We start from the raw sequence: 18,833 nt of genomic DNA on the forward strand, positions 1-18,833 counted from the left end.
GGGAGAGGACCGAAGGGGCGGGGGTACGGGGATGACACAGGCACGTCCGATACGCGGGGCCGGTGGCCTGGCGGTCGGTTGGGGCGTGGTGCTGCTCGGCTGGGCGGCCTACAACTGCTTCGGGCAGGTCGGCTTCCCGACCTACCTCAAGGGCATCTTCTACTACGGCGGGACCTCGGTGGACGCCGAGACCGGAAGCCTCAACTACGGCCTGCTGTACCTGGCCGCGGGCATCCTGCTGCTGCGCGGGCGCTCCTGGGCGCTCGGCGTGGCGGCGGGCGTGGCACTGGTCGAGGGCTACAACCGGGTGCGCAGCCTGACCGGCGCGCTGCTGGACGAACCGCAGCGGCAGTGGTTCACGGGGACGACCGAGGGCGGACTCAAGCTCGCCACCTTCGCGCTCGGCGTGGTCGTCACCGCGACGCTGATCGTGCTGCTCGCCCGCTCCAAGTGGCGGGAGCAGCCGGAGGGTTCTCCGGCCGGGACGCCCTGGCCGCTCGCGCAGGGCGCGGTTCCGGCCGCGCCGCTGCCGTCCGCGCCGCAGCCGGGTCCGTACGGAGTGCCGCAGCCGGGGCAGCCGCAGCCCGGGTGGCCGGCCCAGCCGCCGGCTCAGCCGGTGTGGTACCAGCAGCCGCAGGCCCAGCCCGCCGCCTGGCCGCCTGCGCAGCCCCAGCCGGTGCCGCCCGTGCCGGGTCCGTACGCCCAGCAGCCGCCCCAGGCGGCGCCGACGTACCAGCCGACCGCGCTCCAGCAGCAGTGGCCCGCCGCCCCGCCCGCGCCCGCCCCGCCCGCGCCCGGCCCGCAGGGCGCCGCTCCGGTGGCCCCCGGCCCGGTCGTGCCGCCGCCCGCGGACGCGCCGCCGGCCCCGCACCCGCCGCAGGCCTGACCGACCGCCCGGACCGACCGACACCAGACGAGGAACGACTTCCGCCATGACGTCCACAGCCCCTGCGCGGACGGTGCTCACCACGTCCCGCGAGGCCGCCCGGCTCGCCGAGCGACAGATGTCCTGGAAGCCCCGGGTGCTGCCGTTCTACACCGCCTTCGCGATCATCTTCACCTTCTCGATCTGGGCGTACGTGCCCAACCCGACCCCGCTCGGCTGGGCGATCACCATCCTGTGGGGCATGCCGGTGTTCGGTGTGCTGATCGGCTTCCAGGGCGTGCTGATGGTCCGCCGACGGCTGCGGCAGGTGGACCGGATGACCCCGCCCGCGCCGGCCGAGGACGACTTCCTGATCGTGCTGGTGCCGACCATCGGCCGGCACGACACCTACCCGGCGCTGGAGCGCTCGGTGCTCTCGTACGTCGAGCACCTGCCGTCGTACTTCCCCTGGATGAGGGTGGACATCCTCACCGAGGAGGGCTGTGCCGCCGCCGAGAAGATCGACGAGCTGGCCGAACGCCACCCGCTGATCCGGGTGGTGACCGTGCCGAAGGCGTACGAGACGGCCAACGGCACCAAGTTCAAGGCCCGTGCCAATCACTACTCGCACGAGCTGCGGATCGAGGAGGGCGAGGCGCAGGACGACGTCTGGGTGCTGCACATGGACGACGACACCGGAGTCGGGCCGGACACCGCCGCCGCCGTCGCCCAGTTCGTCAACCGGCAGCGCCGGGCCGGGGACGACGCCAAGCACATGGCGCAGGGCATCCTGACGTACCCCCGGGAGAACGCCGTCTCCACCTTCACCTGGCTCGCCGACGCGATCCGCCCGGCCGACGACATCGCCCGCTTCCGGGCGATGACCGGCACCGGCACCCCGATCGCCGGCGTGCACGGCGAGCTGCTGATCGTGCGCTCCTCGGTGGAGGCCACCATCGGCTGGGACTTCGGGCCGAAGACCATCGTCGAGGACGCCCAGATGGCGCTGAACTTCTGCCAGCGCTACCCGGGCCGCAGCGACTGGTTCAACGGGCGCTGCTACGGCGCCTCGCCGGCCGGCGTCAAGGACTTCCTCAAGCAGCGCGAGCGCTGGGCCTGGGGCCTGGTCGCGCTCTGCTTCAACAAGACCATCCCGCTGCGGTACCGGCTGTTCATCGGGATGGGCATGGTCAGCTGGGTGCTCGGCCCGCTGCAGCACGTCGGCCTGGTGCTGATGGTCGCCTGGTTCACCGGCACCTGGAACACCTCGCCGGTCACCCAGTCCGTGGTGCTGCTGTGGGCGATCAACTTCGCCTACGTGATCTGGACCTACTGGGAGGGGCTGCGGCTGAACGTGGTCGCCTCGGCCAACCACCGGCGCAAGTGGTGGGAGCCCATCGTTGTGGTGGCCTGCATCCCGGTGTTCTCCTTCCTGGAGGGCTGGGGCGGGCTGCGGGGGCTGATCAAGTTCCTCAAGCGCGAGGAGAACAAGTTCGTCGTCATCGCCAAACCGGCCTGATCGGAAGTCACGACCGTTGAAGCGCCCCGCCATCTTCATCCTGCCCACCGTCGTCGTCGCCGTCGCCGTGGCCGTCCCCGTGGTGTGGGGGGACCACCCGATCCGGTTCGACCACCAGCGGCCCACCACCGTCCACCTCGCCGCCCCCACCGAGCAGGGCCGGGTCTGGGGCTTCGGCAAGGACGCGCCGCCGGTCGAGGACACCGGCCCCAAGGTGGCCCGCCCGTGGACCAAGGGGAGCCCCGAGTGGGGCGTGCAGGTGTACTGGCTGGACGACCCGGCGGACCCGGACAACTTCGTCCAGGGCAAGGTCGACCGCATCGTCAGGTACGTGGTCGGGCTGAACGCCAACTCCCTGTCGGTGACGTTCCCGTACTACACCACGGGTACCAAGTCGAACGCCGTCGCCGCCCGGCCGACCTCGCCCACCCCGGAGCGGCTCGCCCTGCTGCTGGAGGCCGCCCACCGGGCCGGTCTGCGCACCACCGTGCGTCCGATCATGGACGAGGACGTGTTCGACTACGTCCACACCCTCAAGTGGCGCGGCAACATCACGCCGACCGACCGGGACGCCTGGTTCGCCAGCTACGCCGCCTTCCTGGCGCCGTACCTGAAGACCGCCCAGGAGCATTCCGCGGCGGAGTTCACCCTCGGCACCGAGTTCAACTCGCTGGAGGGCGACCCGCGCTGGCAGGGGCTGGTCGACGAGGCCAGGAAGACCTTCCACGGCGAGCTGGCGTACGACGCGAACTTCGACAACTGGGCCAAGGGCCCGATCGCGGTACCCGTCGACGGGACGGGCGCGGACGCCTACCCGCCGGCCAAGAACTCCGACGACGACGCCCCGATCGCCGACCTGAAGGCCAGCTGGAACGCCTGGCTCGACAAGCGCGGCACGGGGCCGCAGCCGACCACCAAGCTCACCGAGGTGGGCATCCCGGCGCAGAAGGGCGCGTACAAGACGCCCGGTGAGTACTACAAGAAGACCGAGGTGAACGAGGCCGTCCAGGCCACCTGGTTCACCGCGGTCTGCCAGGTCGCCCAGGAGCGCAAGCTGGGCGGGGTCTACTTCTGGTCGCTGTACTTCGGCATCGACCCGACCCTGCCGGTCACCCCGGACACCCCGCGGATGGACTACGCCGGGCGCCCGGGCTCCGAGAAGGCGATCCGCGACTGCTTCGCGCAGACCTACCAGGTCCCGCAGCCGTAGCGGGTCCGCTACGGCTGGGGCTCGGCGGGGTGCTCGCCGGCGCCCGGGGTCCCCTTGGGGGTCGGCGTCCGGGCCGGCTTGGCCGGGGTCGGACGGCCCGTCGGCCGGGTGCTCGCCGTCGGCGTGGGCGTGGGGGTGGGCGTCGGGGTGGAGCTCGGTGTCGGGGTCGGCGTCGGCGTCGGGGTGGCCGCCGGCGCGGCCGGGGACTGCGGCTGGGCCCCGGACAGCCCGTCCGCGATCTGCTTCTCCAGCCACGGGGTCACGAACCGCATGCCGGCCGGGGTCAGGTGCACCCCGTCGTTGGCCGGGGTGACCCAGTGGCCGTCCTTGTCCTTCCACACGCAGGTGTCGTACGGGCAGTAGAAGGTGTCGAGGTCGACCAGCCGGACGGTGCCGCCGGCGGCCTTCACGAAGTCGCCGACCTGCTGGTTGTAGCAGGTGCCCCAGGCCTTGCCGATGGCGCCGTTCTCGACGCGTTCGTTCATCAGCAGCACCCGGGCGGCGGGCGCCCGCCGGTGGACCTGCTCGACGGCCTGGGTGAGCTCGGTGCGGTACCGGCTGCGGTAGTCGTCGTCGCAGGGGTTGAGCCAGGTGCCGTCCAGGTACTGCTCGGCGGCGTCCCAGCCGAGGTGGATCACCACGGCCTCCGGCGCGGTGGCGGCGACCTGGCGGTCCCACTCGGCCGCCCGGTTCCGGCAGTCGGAGCTGGTCTCGAACTCCGTCCCGGAGACGGTGCGGACCTTGTCCGGGTCGAACACCCCGCAGCCGCTGATGCCGCCGTCGACCACCCGGTAGCCGTCGCCGTCCCGGTACAGCCCGGTGGCGAGGTCCTGGGCGAAGGAGTCGCCGAGCACCAGGACCATCGGCCTGCCGCTCGGCCCGGACCGCATGTCGTGGGTGACCCAGGCCGGCAGGTACCAGGCCCCGGCGGTGGCCACCGCGGCGGTGACGGCCAGCAGTGGGACGGCCGGGAGGGCCCGCCAGCGCAGCACCCGCAGCTTCTCGGTCGCCGTGTGCAGCAGCCAGGCCAGCACCCAGGAGACCGGGCCGCCGATCAGCAGCAGCTTCTGCGGCGAGATGTCGTCGACGAAGTGCTGCAGCAGCCAGTACACCGGCAGGTGGAGCAGGTAGAGGCTGTACGAGATGGTGCCGGTGAGCCGCAGCGGGGGAAGCGACAGCAGCCGCACCAGGGGGCCGCGGTCGTGGCAGAGCGAGGCGGTCAGCACGGCGGCGAGCGCCGCGACGAGCGCCAGTCCGCCCTGGTAGAGCCAGGGTTCGTGGTAGCTGCCGACGGACAGGCTGGCCCAGACCAGGCCGCCGAGGGCCGCCGTGCCGACCAGGGTGGGCAGGGCGGCGCCGCCTCGGCGGGCCGAACGGGGGCCGTCGGCGGCGGCGCGGGCCTTGCGGCGCAGCCACAGGTGGACCCCGAAGGCGGCGGTGGCGCCGGCCGCGAAGCCGACGGCGCGGGTCTCGGTACCGAGGTAGAGGCGGTCGCTGTTGCCGCCGTTCCACATCAGCGGGGCGACGAGCGCGGAGGCCGCGAACAGGACGGCGGTGACGATGCCGGCGGCGCGCAGCGAGCGGCGGCACAGGCCGAAGACCATCAGCAGCAGCAGCGGCCAGACCGCGTAGAACTGCTCGGTGATGCTGAGCGACCACATGGCCGCCAGCGGGTCGATCGAGGCGAAGTGCTGCCAGTAGGCGTCGCCGCGGGACAGCTGGGCCCAGTTGGCGACCTGGGCGAGCGTGGCGAGCGCCTGCGGGCGCAGGTCCCGGACGTCCCGGAGCGGGCTGACCAGGGCGGACAGTCCGACGACCAGGATGATGGTGGCGAGCAGTCCGGGCAGCAGCCGCTTGGCGCGGCGGCGGTAGAAGACGCCGAGCCGGATGCCGTCGGTGCGGTCCAGCTCGCGGATCAGCACCAGGCTGACCAGGAAGCCGGAGAGCACGAAGAAGACGTCCACGCCGAACAGGCCGTTCTGGAACCAGTCGGTGTGGTAGAGCAGCACGGAGGCGATCGCGAGGCCGCGCAGCCCGTCGACCGCCTTGAAGCGGACCGACGGCGGCAGCGGGCCGCGGGGCGCACGGACGGGTGCGGGGATCGCGTAGCGGCTGGAGGCCGGGGCCTCGATGCCCCGTGCCTCGCGCATGTCCTGGAGCGTCGGGCCGCTTCCGGGCGTGCTGGGGCCGGGCCCGTCGTCCATGTGGTGCGTCCCCCCCGGTCGATCGACTGTCGCGACCTGTCGACGACATGTCTTGATCTGTGGTTTATATCAAAAGACGCCTGTTGATCGTCTGCCCGTCACGGGGGTGGGGGAGGGACCGGTGGACTGCCGCCGGGCCGTCAGAACGCCATGGTGTAGACCATCAGGTCCATCCCCGGGTACGGCGCCCAGTCCCGCTCGGGGGTGCGGCGGAAGCCGACCCGCTCGTAGACGCGGTGGGCGGCGGTCATCTCGGGGCGGGTGGAGAAGGCCATGCCGGTCAGGCCGAGTTCGCGGCTGCGGGCGACGCAGGCGCGGACCAGGGCCTCGCCGACGCCGCGGCCGCGGGAGGCGGCGGCGGTGGCGAGCATCCGGATCTCGCCCTCCTGCGGGGTGGCGATGTCGGCCCACTCGGTGCCGCCGACGGCGAAGGTCACGCAGCCGAGGACCTGCTCGTCGGCCGCGTCGGCGGCGACCAGGAGCTCGGCCTCGCGGGAGCGCCGCCCGGCGTCGCGGAGCAGCTCGACGTAGCCGCTGGTGGGCTTGGTGTAGCCGTCGCCGACGAAGGCCTCGACGGTGATCCGGCCGGCGTCTTCGAGGTCCCGGGGGAGGGCGTGGCGGATGAGGTAGTCCATCGGGCCAGTGTGCCGGAGCCCGGTACGGCGACGGGCCCGGGGGTCGGGCGGAGCGGCAGGTCAGCGGGGGCGGCGGGGTCAGCGGGGGCGGTGGCAGGAGCGCCGTCGGCGTCGGCGTCGGCGCGGCCCGCGGCCGGGGCGCCGTGCAGCCGGTCGGCGCGGTGCGGGTCGGCGGGGTAGCCGCCGGGGCGGTGGTAGTTGTCGCGGCCGGCCGCGGGGCCGCGGGAGAGCTCGCGGCCGATCAGGGAGCCGAGCAGGCCGAAGCCGCCGACCGCGCCGGCCAGGGCGAGTGCGCTTGCGAGGGTGCCGGATTCCATGGCCACCACTGTGGCCGGGAGCCGGCGGGGCCGACGAGTGGCAGGAACGCCGGGTTGCCTCGAAATCCTGCCAGCCGGGGGCTTCCCGGCGCCCGGCCCGGCGGGGCATCCTGGGCGGCATGCTGAGGAACGTGGTCGCGGTGGTGCTGGAGGAGGTCCACCCCTTCGAACTGGGCGTGGCCTGCGAGGTGTTCGGCCTGGACCGCACCGCGGACGGGCTGCCCGGCTACGACTTCGCGCTGGCCGGCGCCCACCCCGGGCCGCACGCCACCCACTCCGGGTTCACGGTGGACGTCCCGTACGGCCCGGAGCGGCTCGCCGACGCCGACCTGGCGGTGGTCACCGCCTCGGGGATCCGCGACGCCTACCCGGAGCCGCTGCTGGCGGCGCTGCGCGCGGTGGTGGCGCGCGGCGGCCGGGTGCTGTCCATCTGCAGCGGCGCGTTCGTGCTGGGCGCCGCCGGGCTGCTGGACGGCCGCCGCTCCACCACCCACTGGCGCTACACCGACGACCTGGCCGGCCGGTTCCCGGGGACGGCGGTGCAGCCGGACGTGCTGTACGTGGACGACGACCCGGTGGTCACCTCGGCCGGTACGGCGGCCGGCATCGACGCCTGCCTGCACCTGGTGCGCAAGTTCCAGGGCGCCGAGGTGGCCCGGGGGATCGCCCGCCGGATGGTGGTGGCGCCGCACCGGGAGGGCGGGCAGGCGCAGTTCGTGAACCGCCCGCTGCCGGAGGGCGGCGGCGACTCGCTGGCCCCGCTGCTGGACTGGATGCGCCACCACCCGGACCAGGAGGCGACCGTCGAGCAACTGGCCGCCCGGGCGCACATGTCGCCGCGCACCTTCGCCCGGCGCTTCCAGCAGGAGACCGGCACCACCCCGCACCGCTGGCTGGTGGGGCAGCGGGTGCTGCTGGCCCAGCGGCTGCTGGAGTCCACCACCGAGTCGGTGGACGCGATCGCGGCCCGCTGCGGCTTCGGCAACGCGGCGGCGCTGCGGCACCACTTCGGGCGGCGGCTGGGCACCACACCGCTGGCCTACCGCCGCTGCTTCGCCGATCCGGCGGTCGCGCGGCAGTGACCCGGCGGCCGACGGTCCGTCAGCTGCCTCCACCCATCAGTTGTCCTCCCCCGGCAGCTGCCTCCGCCCGTCAGCTGTCCCCGCCCGTCAGGTGGTCGACGCCGTTCCAGCGGTCCGGCCGCAACCGCCCGTCCTGGGCCCGCCACAGGCTGGTGGAGCAGTTGTGCACCGCCCCGAGCTCGGTGAGCTGCTGCTCGGTGAGCCGGTCCAGCGCGTAGCGCAGCATCAGCACCGTGCAGTCGTGGGCGACCAGCAGGACGGGCCGGCCGGCCTCCTCCTCGCAGACGTCCCGCAGCAGGCTGCGCACCCGCAGGGCGACGTCGGCCCAGGACTCGCCGCCGGGCGGGCGGTAGTACAGCTCGCCCATCTTGCGCCGCCGGGCGGCCTCCTCCGGGTGCTTGGCCTCGATGGCGGCCTTGGGCAGCATCTCCAGGATGCCGAGCTCGCGGTCGCGCAGCCGCTCGTCGTAGCGGACGGCCAGGGTGACGGGCACGGCGCCGAGGCCGGCCGCCTGGGCGAGCGCGATCCGGGTGGTCTCGGCGGTGCGCACGTACGGCGAGCACCAGACGCTGCGCGGGCGGTCGGCGCTGGGCAGGGCGGCCCACCAGCGGCCGAACGCCTGGGCCTGCTGCTGGCCGCGCAGGGACAGCGGGATGTCGGCGTCCCGGCAGCTGATCGGGACGCTGAGCGCGCCGACGGCCTCGGCCAGCTGGAACTCGACGTTGGCGGTGGACTCGCCGTGCCGGGTGGCGATCAGCACGGACGGCAGTCGGGTGGCCGCCGCGGGGCGGTGGGCGGTGACGTGGGGGTGGTGCTGGTTCTGGGTCGACTGGTGCTGGGTGACCTGGTGCGGGGCCGACTGGTGCTGGGCGGCCTGGTGCGGGGCCGACTGGTGCTGGGTGGTCTGGTGCTGGCCGTTGAGGGTGGTGCCGAGTTCTGCCATGGCCGCGAGCTCCCCGTGGGTCGATCAGGTTCCGGCCGGATGCCGGTCCGGTCTGGTGGTGCCCGGCGTGCACGCCTGTTCATACATATGATCGCGCCGCCTCCTCCAGTGTTCACGGAGAAGGCGGCGCGATCACAGGGCGCGCGCACGGCCAATCAGTGCGCCGCTACGGGCTCCGGCGCGTTCTCCCGCTCGTCGCCGCCGGTCTCGGCGCTGTAGTCGGAGGGCTTGGTCTCGTCCGGTCCGTCGGGCGTCCTGAGCGCCCGCAGCACCACGGTGAGCACCACCGAGACGACCAGGTTGAGCACGAAGGCCGTCATGCCGATGTAGCCGATCTCGCCGATGCCGGGGATCTCGGCCGCGTTGCCGCCGAAGTGCTTGGTGGCCGGGCTGGCCAGCCCGTACGCCGTCCAGGTGCCGTAGCCCATGCCCGCCGCCCAGCCGGCGAACAGCGCCCAGTGGTGGAACCAGCGGGTGAACAGGCCGCCGACGATCGCCACGAAGGTCTGCAGGATCCACAGGCCGCCCAGCAGCTGGAGGTTGATCGCGGCCTGCTTGTCCATGCCGAGCACGAAGACCAGCGCGCCGACCTTGACCAGCAGCGAGACCAGCTTGGCGACCCGGGTCTCGTCGGCCGGGGTGGCGGCGGGCTTGAGCCACTCCTTGTAGACGTTGCGGGTGAACAGGTTGGCCGCGGCGATGGACATGATCGCGGCCGGCACCAGTGCGCCGATCCCGATCGCGGCGAAGGCCACGCCGGTGAACCAGTCCGGGAACATGTTCGCGAACAGCTGCGGCACCGACAGCTGGGCGTTGTAGCCCTTGACGCCGCTGCCCACGCCCGCCGCGATCGCCATGAAGCCGAGCAGCGCCAGCAGCCCGAGCATCAGCGAGTACGCGGGCATGATCGCCATGTTGCGGCGCACGGTGTTGCGGGACTTGGAGGCCAGCACGCCGGTCACCGAGTGCGGGTACATGAACAGCGCCATCGCCGAGCCGATCCCCAGCGTGGCGTACGTCCACTGCTTGTTGTCGGGGAGGGTCAGCCCGCCGGCCTTGGCCTGCTTGAAGTGCGCCGCGGCCGCGTCGAAGACGTGCCCGTAGCCGCCGAGGCGCAGCGGGATGTAGATCACCGCGACGATGATCACGATGTAGACCAGGGCGTCCTTGACGAAGGCGATCAGCGCCGGGGCGCGCAGGCCGGAGGAGTAGGTGTAGGCGGCCAGCACGCCGAAGGCCAGGAACAGCGGCAGGTCCTTGACGAACCAGTTGGCGTCCGCGCCGCCGCCGAGGCCGAGCACGTCCAGCACGGCCTGGATGCCGACCAGTTGCAGGGCGATGTACGGCATGGTGGCCAGGATCCCGGTCAGCGCGATGACCAGGGACAGCGGCCGCGAGCCGTACCGGCCGCGGACGAAGTCGGCCGGGGTGACGTAGCCGTGCACCCGGGAGACCGACCAGAGCCGGGGCAGGAACAGGAAGACCAGCGGGTAGGCGATGATCGTGTACGGCACCGCGAAGAAGCCGGCCGCGCCGGTCGCGTACACGGCCGCCGGGACGGCGACGAAGGTGTAGGCGGTGTAGAGGTCGCCGCCGAGCAGGAACCAGGTCACCCAGGTCCCGAAGCTGCGCCCGCCCAGGCCCCACTCGTCCAGGTGGGCGGCGTCGTCCGCACGGCGCCAGCGGGAGGCGAGGAAGCCCATCACGGTGACCAGCAGGAAGAACAGGACGAAGACCACGAGGGCCGGCACGTTGACGTCCTTCATCGCGCACCGCCCTCGCGGGCCGCGCCGCGGGCCTTCTCGTCCCGGTTGATCAGCAGGTAGGCGGCGACCGTGAAGACCGCCGAGACCGGCACCCAGAGCAGCTGGTACCAGTAGAAGAAGGGGATCCCGGCCACCGCCGGGTCGGTCTTGTCGTAGGAGGAGACCCAGAGCATCGCCACGATGGGCACGAGCAGGGCGAGTCCGGCGAGCACCCGCTCGGGGGTCACGGCCGGGACTGGGGTCCCGGCTGGCTCGGGCATGACAGCTTCGCTGGGGGCTTGGTCAGACGGCATCTTCTGCTCCGCTCCGGAGGGTTCCGTCGGCGCCGCAGCCCCGGAGGTGCCCGGCACCCCCGTGAGCCCGCCGGGCAGCACCATCGGTGATCGGCAGTCAGTACGGCTGCGCAATCTAGGGCATGGGGTGATCCATGTCACCCGATATGACGCAACTTTCCGCCATCCGGACACGAACGGGCACCGGTGCGCGGGTCGCGCACGCCGGTGCCCGTGGTGAGGGGGAGGGGTCCGTTCGAGGTGAGGGCCCCGGACGGGGACGACTACTCCGGCCGCTGGAGCCGGGTGATGAACTTGTAGCGGTCGCCGCGGTAGATGGAGCGCACCCACTCGACCGGGTCGCCGTCGGCGTCGAAGGAGTGCCGGGAGAGCTGGAGCATCGGCAGGCCCAGGTCGGAGCCGAGCAGGCCGGCCTCCCGCGGGTTGGCGAGGGTGGTCTCGATGGTCTCCTCGGCCTCGGCCACGGTGACCCCGTAGACCTCGCGCAGCGCCGCGTACAGCGAGTTGTGCTTGGCCAGGTTGCGCCGCAGGGCGGGGAAGCGCTTGGCGGAGAGGTGGGCGACCTCGATGGCCATCGGGTCGCCGTTGGCCAGGCGCAGCCGCTCGATCCGCAGCACCCGGCCGCCGGGCTTGATGTCCAGCAGCGGGGCGAGCCGGTCGTCGGCGGTGATGTAGCCGATCTCGATCAGCCGGGAGGTGGGCTCCAGGCCCTGGGCGCGCATGTCCTCCGTGTAGGAGGTGAGTTGCAGCGCCTGGGCGACCTTGGGCTTGGCCACGAAGGTGCCCTTGCCCTGGATGCGCTCCAGCCGGCCCTCGACGACCAGTTCCTGGAGGGCCTGGCGCACGGTGGTGCGCGAGGTGTCGAACTGGGCGGCCAGCGCGCGCTCGGGCGGGACCGGGGTGCCCGCGGGCTGGGTCTCGGTGAGCTGGAGGAGGTGGCGCTTGAGGCCGTAGTACTTGGGGACGCGCGCGGTCGGATCGGCGCCGGCCTGCGTCGGGAGGTTCTTCACCTCGGGGTCGTCGGCCTGGGCGGTGGATCCCCCGTCGCTGCTCATCGGACCTGTTCTCCCGCTTCTCGCGGAGCCTTTTACCGCCCCGCCACATCGTTAACGGACCACATCGTTGCATGTATGGCTACGGAACGAATACCTCATCACGCGATGAACGATGTGCGGTGTCGGCTTGATAACGGGTGGTCGAGATCGGTCGAACAGCCGTTGACAGGCCCATTGGTCTAGGCCAAGCTCCAGGCATCTGGTCTACACCACTAGGCCGGTAACGATGAATCCCCCCACCCGCTCGAAGGGGTCCGCGGCACCTAATCTCCCGCTTTGCGTGGGTCTGCCGCTGCCGCCCGACGGGGGTAACCCAGGCATCCCTCAGGAGGATGGCGTGAAGCGTCAGCTCATCGCGGCGGTCGGCGTCGCAGCAATGGTCGTCGGTCTCGCGGCCTGCAGCTCGGACGGCAAGAAGGACGACGGCGGTTCCTCGTCCTCCACGTCGGCCGACCGGTACAAGGGCAAGACGCTCAAGGTGTGGACCATGACCGGCTCCGCCCCCAAGGGCTGGACCGACGCGGTCAAGACCGAGTTCGAGACCACCTACCCGGGCTCCAAGGTCGACTTCCAGGCCCAGGAGTGGACCGACATCGGCCCGAAGATCACCGCCGCGCTGTCCGAGGGCTCGGTCGACGTCCTGGAGCTGGGCAACACCCAGACCTCCGGCTACGCCGCCACCGGCGGTCTGCTCGACATCACCAAGGACAAGTCCGCGCTGGGTGGCGACGCTTGGGCCGCCAACCAGAACGAGGCCGCGATGCTGGACGGCAAGCAGTACGCCGCCCCGTGGTGGGTCTCCAACCGCGTGGTCGCCTACAACAAGGACCTCTGGAAGGCCGCCGGCCTGACCGACGCGCCGAAGACCCTGGACGAGTTCTACGCCGACCTGGACAAGCTCAAGACCACCCCCGGCGTCGTCGACCCGCTCTACCTGCCGGGCCAGGAGTGGTACACCTACTTCGGCCTGCTCACCGGCGAGGGCGGCAAGATCGCCAAGCAGGAGGGCGGCAAGTGGGTCGGCGGCCTGGAGTCGCCCGAGGCGCAGCGCGCCTTCGAGACCTACAAGACGCTGCAGAGCCACTCGCTCACCGGTCCGAAGGACAAGGACGAGGCGACCCCGCAGCAGAAGGACGTCTTCGCCAAGGGCAACGTCGGCACCATGATCGCCCTCGGCTGGGAGCTCCCGCTCGAGAAGGAGATGCCGAAGGACAAGATCGGCTTCTTCCCGATCCCGGGCAAGACCGCCGACAAGCCCTCCGGCGTCTTCATCGGTGGCTCGAACCTCGCGATCTCCGCGCAGAGCAAGAACACCGCGATGGCGAAGGACTTCCTGAAGATCGCCCTCAACGACAAGAACGAGGGCATGGTCGCCGCGGCCGGCAACATCCCGAACAAGCCGGCGCTGAACAGCCAGCTCACCGGTGACTTCGCGAAGGCCGCCCAGGCCGCCACCGCGGTCGGCGGGATCACCCCGAACACCCCGAACTGGGCCAGCGTCGAGAACACCCCGAACCCGATCAAGGACTTCCTGACCGCGGTCCTCCAGGGCGGCGACTACGCGTCCACCGCGAAGAAGTACGACGACGAGATCGCCAAGCGGCTCAACCAGAAGAACTAGTGCATCGAGCGGCGTCGCTCACCGGCCCCCGGCGGGGGGTCGGTGGGCGGCGCCCGTCCGTCGTGGCCGGGTTGTGAGGAAGTGAGAACGATGGCTGTGCATTCGGACCGGGTGCAGACGCAGTCCCCGGAGTCAGGGGAGGCTGTGGTGGCCGAGATTGACACCAGTGCCGCCGGCGGCGGAGCCAAGGGCACCGCGCCGAAGGGCACCAGACCCGCGAGCGGCCCCGGTCTCGGCGCCCGCTCCGCGCCGTACCTGCTGCTGCTGCCGGCCATCGTGGCGACCATCGTCCTGCTCGGCTGGCCGCTGCTGAAGACCTTCCTGCTGTCGTTCCAGGACCTCAACCGGCGCCAGCTGGTGATGCACCTGACCGAGTGGACCGGCTTCGACAACTACAAGGAGCAGCTGAGCGACCCGGAGTTCTGGTCGGTCACCGGTCGCACCGTCGCCTTCACCCTGGTCAACGTGGTGCTGATCATGGTCGGCGGCACCCTGGTCGGCCTGCTGCTGAACGTCCTCGGCAAGAAGATGCGGCTCGCGCTGTCGGTCGCGCTGCTGATGGCCTGGGCGATGCCGGTGGTCGCCGCGACCACCGTCTACACCTGGCTGTTCGACGAGCAGTGGGGCGTCGTCAACTGGTGCCTGGACAAGCTCGGTTGGCACTCGATGGCGAACTACAACTGGATGAGCGACGAGTACTCGACGTTCTTCGTCGTCATCCTGCTGATCGTCTGGATGTCGATCCCCTTCGTGGCGTTCAACATGTACGCCGGGCTGACCACCATCCCCAAGGAGCTCTACGAGGCCGCCCGGATGGACGGCGCCGGCTCCTCGAAGATCTTCAGCTCGGTGATCTTCCCCAACCTCAAGCCGTTCTTCCTGGCCACGACCTTCCTCGAGGTCATCTGGGTCTTCAAGTCCTTCACCCAGATCTACGCGATCAACGGCGGCGGCCCCGAGAAGCTCACCCGGACCCTTCCGGTGCACGCCTTCCTGGAGGGCTCGGGCAGCCAGCACTACGGCGTCGGCGCCGCGATCGCGGTGCTCACCATCCTGATGCTGGGCGTCCTGATGGCCTACTACTTCCGCATCATGATCAAGCAGGAGGACGAGCTGTGAGGCGCTCTCTCTTCGGACGTACCTGGCCGAACGTGATCGCGGTCGTCCTCATCGTCTTCTTCATCTTCCCCGTCTACTGGATGATCGCGACCGCGTTCAAGCAGAACAACGACATCATCAGCAAGACGCCGGTCTTCATCCCGCTCGACGCGACCTTCGAGCACTTCACCACCGCGGTCAACGCACCGGACTTCTGGACGTACGTCACCAACAGCATCACCGTCACGGTCGGCGCGGTGCTGATCTCCCTGGTGATCGCGACCCTGGCGGCCTTCGCCATCGCCCGGATGAGGTTCCGCGGCCGCAAGGCCTTCGTACTGGTCATCATGCTGGCCCAGATGGCGCCCTGGGAGGTCATGACCATCGCGGTCTACATGATCTCCCGCGACAACGACATGCTGAACAGCCTGCTGCCGCTGACCTTCTTCTACATGATGATGGTCCTGCCCTTCACCATCTGGACGCTGCGCGGCTTCATCGCCGCGGTGCCGAAGGAGCTGGAGGAGTCGGCCATGGTGGACGGCTGCACCCGTACCCAGGCCTTCGTGAAGGTGATCTTCCCGCTGCTGGCCCCGGGCCTGATGTCGACCTCGCTGTTCGGCTTCATCACGGCGTGGAACGAGTTCCCGCTCGTCCTGATCGTCAACAAGGAGCAGGGCAAGACCCTCCCGCTCTGGCTGTCCTCCTTCAAGACGGCCTTCGGCAACGACTGGGGCGCGACCATGGCGGCCTCCACGATGTTCGCCGTCCCCGTGCTGATCCTGTTCGTCTTCCTGCAGCGCAAGGCAGTCGGTGGTCTGACCGACGGCGCCGTGAAGGGCTGAGCCACCGTGAGCATCCTCGTACCCACCGTCCCGGACAGCGACCAGCTCCACCGGGACGCCCTGACCGTCCTGCAGCCCGGCTTCGTCGGCACCGAGCCGCCCGCCTGGCTGCGCCGCCACCTGGCCGCCGGGCTCGGCTCGGTCGCGCTGTTCGACCGCAACGTGGTCGACCTCGACCAGCTGTCCGCCCTCACCGGCGCGCTGCGCGCGGAGAACCCCGACCTCCTGATCGCGATCGACGAGGAGAGCGGCGACGTCACCCGGCTGGAGGCCGGCTCCGGCTCGTCCTGGCCGGGCAACCTCGCCCTCGGGGCGATCGACGACCCGGCGCTGACCCGGGACGTCGCCCGCGAGCTGGGCCGGGCGCTGGCCGCGGCCGGCGTCAACTACAACTGGGCGCCCACCGCGGACGTCAACTCCAACCCCCGCAACCCGGTCATCGGCGTGCGCTCCTTCGGCGCCGACCCGGAGCTGTGCGCCCGGCACACCGCCGCCTGGGTGGAGGGCCTCCAGTCGGCCGGCGTGGCCGCCTGCTCCAAGCACTTCCCCGGCCACGGCGACACCGCGGTGGACTCGCACCACGGCCTGCCGGTGATCGACGTTGACCTGGACGTGCTGCGCACCCGCGACCTGATCCCGTTCCAGGCCGCGATCGCGGCCGGCACCAAGGCCGTGATGACCGCCCACATCATGGTCCCGGCGCTGGACCCGAAGCTGCCCGCCACCCTGAGCCCGACCGTGCTGCGCGACCTGCTGCGCGCCGCCCCGGCCGACGGCGGCCTCGGCTACCAGGGCCTGATCGTCAGCGACGCGATCGAGATGGGCGCCATCGCCGACACCTTCGGGATGGGCCAGGGCACCGTGCTGGCGCTGGCGGCCGGCGCGGACGCGATCTGCGTCGGCGGCGGGCTGGCCGACGAGGAGACCGTGCTGATGCTGCGCGACGCCATCGTGGCGGGCGTGCGCTCCGGCCGGCTCACCGAGGAGCGGCTGGCGGACGCCGCCGACCGGGTCCGGGCGCTGGGCAGCTGGGGCCGGATCGCGGCCCAGGGCGAGCAGGCCGAGCCGGACCTCGCGGTGGGCCTGCGGGCCGCGCGCCGGGCGCTCAAGGTGGTCCGGGCGCCGGGCCGCGAGGTGCTGCCGGTGAGCGAGCGCCCGTACGTGGCCTCGTTCTCGGACGAGCCGAACATCGCGGTCGGCGACGTGACCCCGTGGGGCGTGGCCGGCATGCTGGCCGACCGCTTCCCGGGCACCCGGACCCGTGCGGTGTCCGCGGCCGAGGCCGCGCCGGAGCTGCTGGAGGCGCTGGTCGCCGAGCTGGTGGCCGGGGCCCAGGGCCGCCGCCTGGTGCTGGTGGTCCGGGACGCCCACCGGCACGCCTGGATGGCCGCCGCGCTGGCCCGTCTGGTGGCGGCCCGGCCGGACGCCGCGGTGGTGGAGATGGGGCTGCCCCAGTCCGAGCCGGTCGGCGCGCTGTACATCGCCACCCACGGCGCCGCCCGGGTCTGCGGGCTGGCGGCCGTGGAGGTGCTCACCGGGCAGCCGGGAGCGGTCGGCTGAGACCGTACGGACGTCGCCGGCCGGAGCCGGGGGCGTCCGCCGACGGGCCCGTCATGCGCATGTCGCATGGCGGGCCCGTCGCGTTTCCCCGCCGTCGACCCGGACGTTCTCCGGATGACCGTGCTCCCTCAAGGCAGCCTTAAATCCACCTTAAGTCCCACTGAGGGTGACGGCCTGACGACTGATCGCCACGCGGTACAACGGGTCGGCAACAGCCTTGCTGACAAGGCCTGTTGGCCGTTGACACCACAGTTGGTCTAGGCCAGAGTCCATGCAACCGGTTCGAAATTGAACTCACCGGTTGTGGTATTGCGCCCTCCTCGAAGCTCTTCGCCGCCCCCGCCAGGACTCTCCGCCGCGGGCGCCAATCACGCTGTCGGCGGGCACCACCGTTCTTGGACAACCCTCGGAGGATGGCGTGAAGAAGCGTCAGCTCGGTTCGACGCTCGGGATCATGGCGCTGGCAGCCGCCCTGACGGCCTGTTCCTCGTCCGGATCACCCTCGGCCGACGGCCGGAGCTCCGCCGCGGACCCGCAGGCCGCCTCCGGCACCGTCACCGTCTGGTTGATGGACGACGCCCAGAAGAACTGGCCGGACCTGGTCCAGCGGGTCAACGACGAGTTCGCGGCGAAGTACCCCAAGGTCGGCCTCAAGCTGGTCTACCAGGGCTGGGCCGACAAGGTCTCCAAGCTCGACAAGGCGATCGCCGACGGCAGCGCCCCCGACGTGGTCGAGCTCGGCAACACCGAGACGATGAAGTACGTGCTCTCCGGCGCGCTGGCCCCGGTGGACCGCACCACCTTCGACAACTCCGACAGCTGGATCAAGGCGCTCGCCAACACCTGCACCTACCAGGACAAGTTGTGGTGCGTGCCCTACTACGCGGGCGCCCGGGTCGCGGTCTACAACTCCAGCGTCTTCCAACAGGCCACCGGCAGCGCGGAGTTCCCCAAGACCGAGGGCGAACTGATGACCGCCCTGGACAAGATCGCGGACAAGAACAGATCGGACCGGACCTTCTCCCCGCTCTACCTGCCCGGGCCGTACTGGTACGCCGCGATGAGCTACGTGGCCGCGTACGGCGGCAGCATCGCCAAGTTCGACAGCTCCGGCAACTGGCACGGCACCCTGCACGACGCCAAGTCCCAGCAGGGCATCGGCCACTTCGCGGACCTCGTCCGCAAGTACAACAAGGGCGACCTGACGCAGAACGAGCAGAACCAGTTCGAGGCCATGGCGCGCGGCCACGCCGCGTCCTTCTACGGCAACGGCTTCGAGGCCGCCAGCGTGATCGCGCCGGTCACCGGCGACTCGGGCCTCAAGGACAGCGTCAAGGTCGCCACCATGCCCGGCCCGGACGGCAAGCCGCTGCCCACCTTCATCGGCGGCTCCGACCTCGCCGTCACCGCCAAGTCCCAGCAGGCGGGGCCGGCCGCCGACTGGATCCGGATGTTCACCAGCACCAAGTCCGAACAGGCGCTGGCCGACAAGGACATCCTGCCGAACAACCTCAACCAGCTGAACCCGTTGAAGAACAAGCCCAACACCGCCGCCGCGGCCAACGCCGTCCCGGACGCCTGGTTCACCCCGCTGGCCCCCGGCTGGGGGGCGGTCGAGAAGCAGAAGATCATCCCGGACATGCTGACCGCGATCCTCAAGGGCAAGTCCGTCGACCAGGCCACCAAGGACGCCGACGCGGCGATCGACCAGCTGATCAACAACCCGTCCTGACGCCCGGCCCGCCGCACCGCTCGCCGCGCCACCCCCGATCCGCCCCGGGGCGGGGGTGCCGCGGCGGGGGCCCGCTCGTAGGATTGCC

At 71.4% G+C, this 18,833-nt stretch carries 15 protein-coding genes; 9 read left to right on the plus strand and 6 right to left on the minus strand.

Annotated elements, in window-relative coordinates; genetic code table 11:
• The first annotated feature begins 31 nt into the window (after positions 1 to 31).
• From ACFXOZ_RS17590 to ACFXOZ_RS17600, 3 genes are read left to right on the plus strand one after another with little or no spacing between them, the layout of a single operon-like run.
• Positions 32 to 886: a hypothetical protein gene (locus ACFXOZ_RS17590; RefSeq protein ID WP_380591286.1), complete on the plus strand. Its 855-nt coding sequence runs from the start codon at positions 32 to 34 to the stop codon at positions 884 to 886.
• Positions 887 to 932: 46 nt separating this feature from the next.
• Positions 933 to 2,384: a glycosyltransferase family 2 protein gene (locus ACFXOZ_RS17595; protein ID WP_380525144.1), complete on the plus strand. Its 1,452-nt coding sequence runs from the start codon at positions 933 to 935 to the stop codon at positions 2,382 to 2,384.
• 16 nt (positions 2,385 to 2,400) lie between these two features.
• Positions 2,401 to 3,594, plus strand: coding sequence for a glycoside hydrolase family 113 (locus tag ACFXOZ_RS17600; protein WP_375894067.1), 1,194 nt, complete (start codon positions 2,401 to 2,403; stop codon positions 3,592 to 3,594).
• A gap of 8 nt (positions 3,595 to 3,602) precedes the next feature.
• Here the strand turns inward: ACFXOZ_RS17600 and ACFXOZ_RS17605 are convergent, their stop codons facing one another.
• Complete coding sequence (locus ACFXOZ_RS17605) at positions 3,603 to 5,744, minus strand: acyltransferase family protein (RefSeq protein WP_380525143.1); 2,142 nt, start codon at positions 5,742 to 5,744, stop codon at positions 3,603 to 3,605.
• Between the two features lie 194 nt (positions 5,745 to 5,938).
• Positions 5,939 to 6,433, minus strand: a complete 495-nt coding sequence (locus ACFXOZ_RS17610) for a GNAT family N-acetyltransferase (protein ID WP_375894062.1) — start codon at positions 6,431 to 6,433, stop codon at positions 5,939 to 5,941.
• A gap of 436 nt (positions 6,434 to 6,869) precedes the next feature.
• On the opposite strand from ACFXOZ_RS17610, the gene ACFXOZ_RS17615 reads away from it, so the two are divergent.
• A complete protein-coding gene (locus ACFXOZ_RS17615) occupies positions 6,870 to 7,832 on the plus strand; it encodes a helix-turn-helix domain-containing protein (RefSeq protein WP_380591289.1) in 963 nt (320 codons plus the stop codon).
• A 70-nt stretch (positions 7,833 to 7,902) separates the two neighbouring features.
• On the opposite strand, the gene ACFXOZ_RS17620 is transcribed toward ACFXOZ_RS17615, so the two are convergent.
• The 4 genes from ACFXOZ_RS17620 to ACFXOZ_RS17635 form a co-directional block, all read right to left on the minus strand.
• Entirely contained in the window at positions 7,903 to 8,775 is an 873-nt protein-coding gene (locus ACFXOZ_RS17620) for a histidine phosphatase family protein (protein ID WP_380525140.1), read from the minus strand.
• A gap of 155 nt (positions 8,776 to 8,930) precedes the next feature.
• The gene (mctP, locus tag ACFXOZ_RS17625; protein WP_375894053.1) at positions 8,931 to 10,541 is read right to left on the minus strand and encodes a monocarboxylate uptake permease MctP; all 1,611 of its coding nucleotides are present in this window, start codon (positions 10,539 to 10,541) and stop codon (positions 8,931 to 8,933) included.
• On the minus strand, positions 10,538 to 10,801 hold the full coding sequence (locus ACFXOZ_RS17630; RefSeq protein ID WP_375894050.1) for a DUF3311 domain-containing protein: 264 nt from the start codon (positions 10,799 to 10,801) through the stop codon (positions 10,538 to 10,540). Before ACFXOZ_RS17630 ends, mctP begins: the two co-directional genes overlap by 4 nt.
• A gap of 296 nt (positions 10,802 to 11,097) precedes the next feature.
• The gene (locus ACFXOZ_RS17635) at positions 11,098 to 11,889 is read right to left on the minus strand and encodes a GntR family transcriptional regulator (protein ID WP_375894047.1); all 792 of its coding nucleotides are present in this window, start codon (positions 11,887 to 11,889) and stop codon (positions 11,098 to 11,100) included.
• A gap of 337 nt (positions 11,890 to 12,226) precedes the next feature.
• On the opposite strand from ACFXOZ_RS17635, the gene ACFXOZ_RS17640 reads away from it, so the two are divergent.
• The 5 genes from ACFXOZ_RS17640 (at position 12,227) to ACFXOZ_RS17660 (ending at position 18,745) form a co-directional block, all read left to right on the plus strand.
• A complete protein-coding gene (locus ACFXOZ_RS17640; protein WP_380525139.1) occupies positions 12,227 to 13,510 on the plus strand; it encodes an extracellular solute-binding protein in 1,284 nt (427 codons plus the stop codon).
• 90 nt (positions 13,511 to 13,600) lie between these two features.
• Complete coding sequence (locus ACFXOZ_RS17645) at positions 13,601 to 14,629, plus strand: carbohydrate ABC transporter permease (RefSeq protein WP_375894041.1); 1,029 nt, start codon at positions 13,601 to 13,603, stop codon at positions 14,627 to 14,629.
• Positions 14,626 to 15,453, plus strand: coding sequence for a carbohydrate ABC transporter permease (locus ACFXOZ_RS17650; protein WP_375894038.1), 828 nt, complete (start codon positions 14,626 to 14,628; stop codon positions 15,451 to 15,453). Before ACFXOZ_RS17645 ends, ACFXOZ_RS17650 begins: the two co-directional genes overlap by 4 nt.
• Before the next feature lie 6 nt (positions 15,454 to 15,459).
• Positions 15,460 to 17,013: a glycoside hydrolase family 3 protein gene (locus tag ACFXOZ_RS17655; protein ID WP_375894036.1), complete on the plus strand. Its 1,554-nt coding sequence runs from the start codon at positions 15,460 to 15,462 to the stop codon at positions 17,011 to 17,013.
• Positions 17,014 to 17,467: 454 nt separating this feature from the next.
• Positions 17,468 to 18,745 carry an extracellular solute-binding protein gene (locus tag ACFXOZ_RS17660; protein WP_380591308.1) on the plus strand — a complete coding sequence of 426 codons (1,278 nt, stop codon included), beginning with the start codon at positions 17,468 to 17,470 and terminating at the stop codon, positions 18,743 to 18,745.
• Positions 18,746 to 18,833: the final 88 nt, after the last annotated feature.

Origin of the sequence: Kitasatospora sp. NPDC059160 (assembly GCF_042755465.1) — a bacterium.
Taxonomy (GTDB): domain Bacteria; phylum Actinomycetota; class Actinomycetes; order Streptomycetales; family Streptomycetaceae; genus Kitasatospora.

Excerpts from the sequence above, each read along its gene's own strand:
- ACFXOZ_RS17590 (WP_380591286.1), top strand. The coding sequence starts at position 32 with ATGACACAGGCACGTCCGATACGCGGGGCCGGTGGCCTGGCGGTCGGT.
- ACFXOZ_RS17595 (WP_380525144.1), top strand. The coding sequence starts at position 933 with ATGACGTCCACAGCCCCTGCGCGGACGGTGCTCACCACGTCCCGCGAG.
- ACFXOZ_RS17605 (WP_380525143.1), bottom strand. The coding sequence starts at position 5,744 with ATGCGCGAGGCACGGGGCATCGAGGCCCCGGCCTCCAGCCGCTACGCG.
- ACFXOZ_RS17610 (WP_375894062.1), bottom strand. The coding sequence starts at position 6,433 with ATGGACTACCTCATCCGCCACGCCCTCCCCCGGGACCTCGAAGACGCC.
- ACFXOZ_RS17615 (WP_380591289.1), top strand. The coding sequence starts at position 6,870 with ATGCTGAGGAACGTGGTCGCGGTGGTGCTGGAGGAGGTCCACCCCTTC.
- ACFXOZ_RS17620 (WP_380525140.1), bottom strand. The coding sequence starts at position 8,775 with ATGGCAGAACTCGGCACCACCCTCAACGGCCAGCACCAGACCACCCAG.
- mctP (WP_375894053.1), bottom strand. The coding sequence starts at position 10,541 with ATGAAGGACGTCAACGTGCCGGCCCTCGTGGTCTTCGTCCTGTTCTTC.
- ACFXOZ_RS17630 (WP_375894050.1), bottom strand. The coding sequence starts at position 10,801 with ATGCCCGAGCCAGCCGGGACCCCAGTCCCGGCCGTGACCCCCGAGCGG.
- ACFXOZ_RS17635 (WP_375894047.1), bottom strand. The coding sequence starts at position 11,889 with ATGAGCAGCGACGGGGGATCCACCGCCCAGGCCGACGACCCCGAGGTG.
- ACFXOZ_RS17645 (WP_375894041.1), top strand. The coding sequence starts at position 13,601 with ATGGCTGTGCATTCGGACCGGGTGCAGACGCAGTCCCCGGAGTCAGGG.
- ACFXOZ_RS17660 (WP_380591308.1), top strand. The coding sequence starts at position 17,468 with ATGGCGCTGGCAGCCGCCCTGACGGCCTGTTCCTCGTCCGGATCACCC.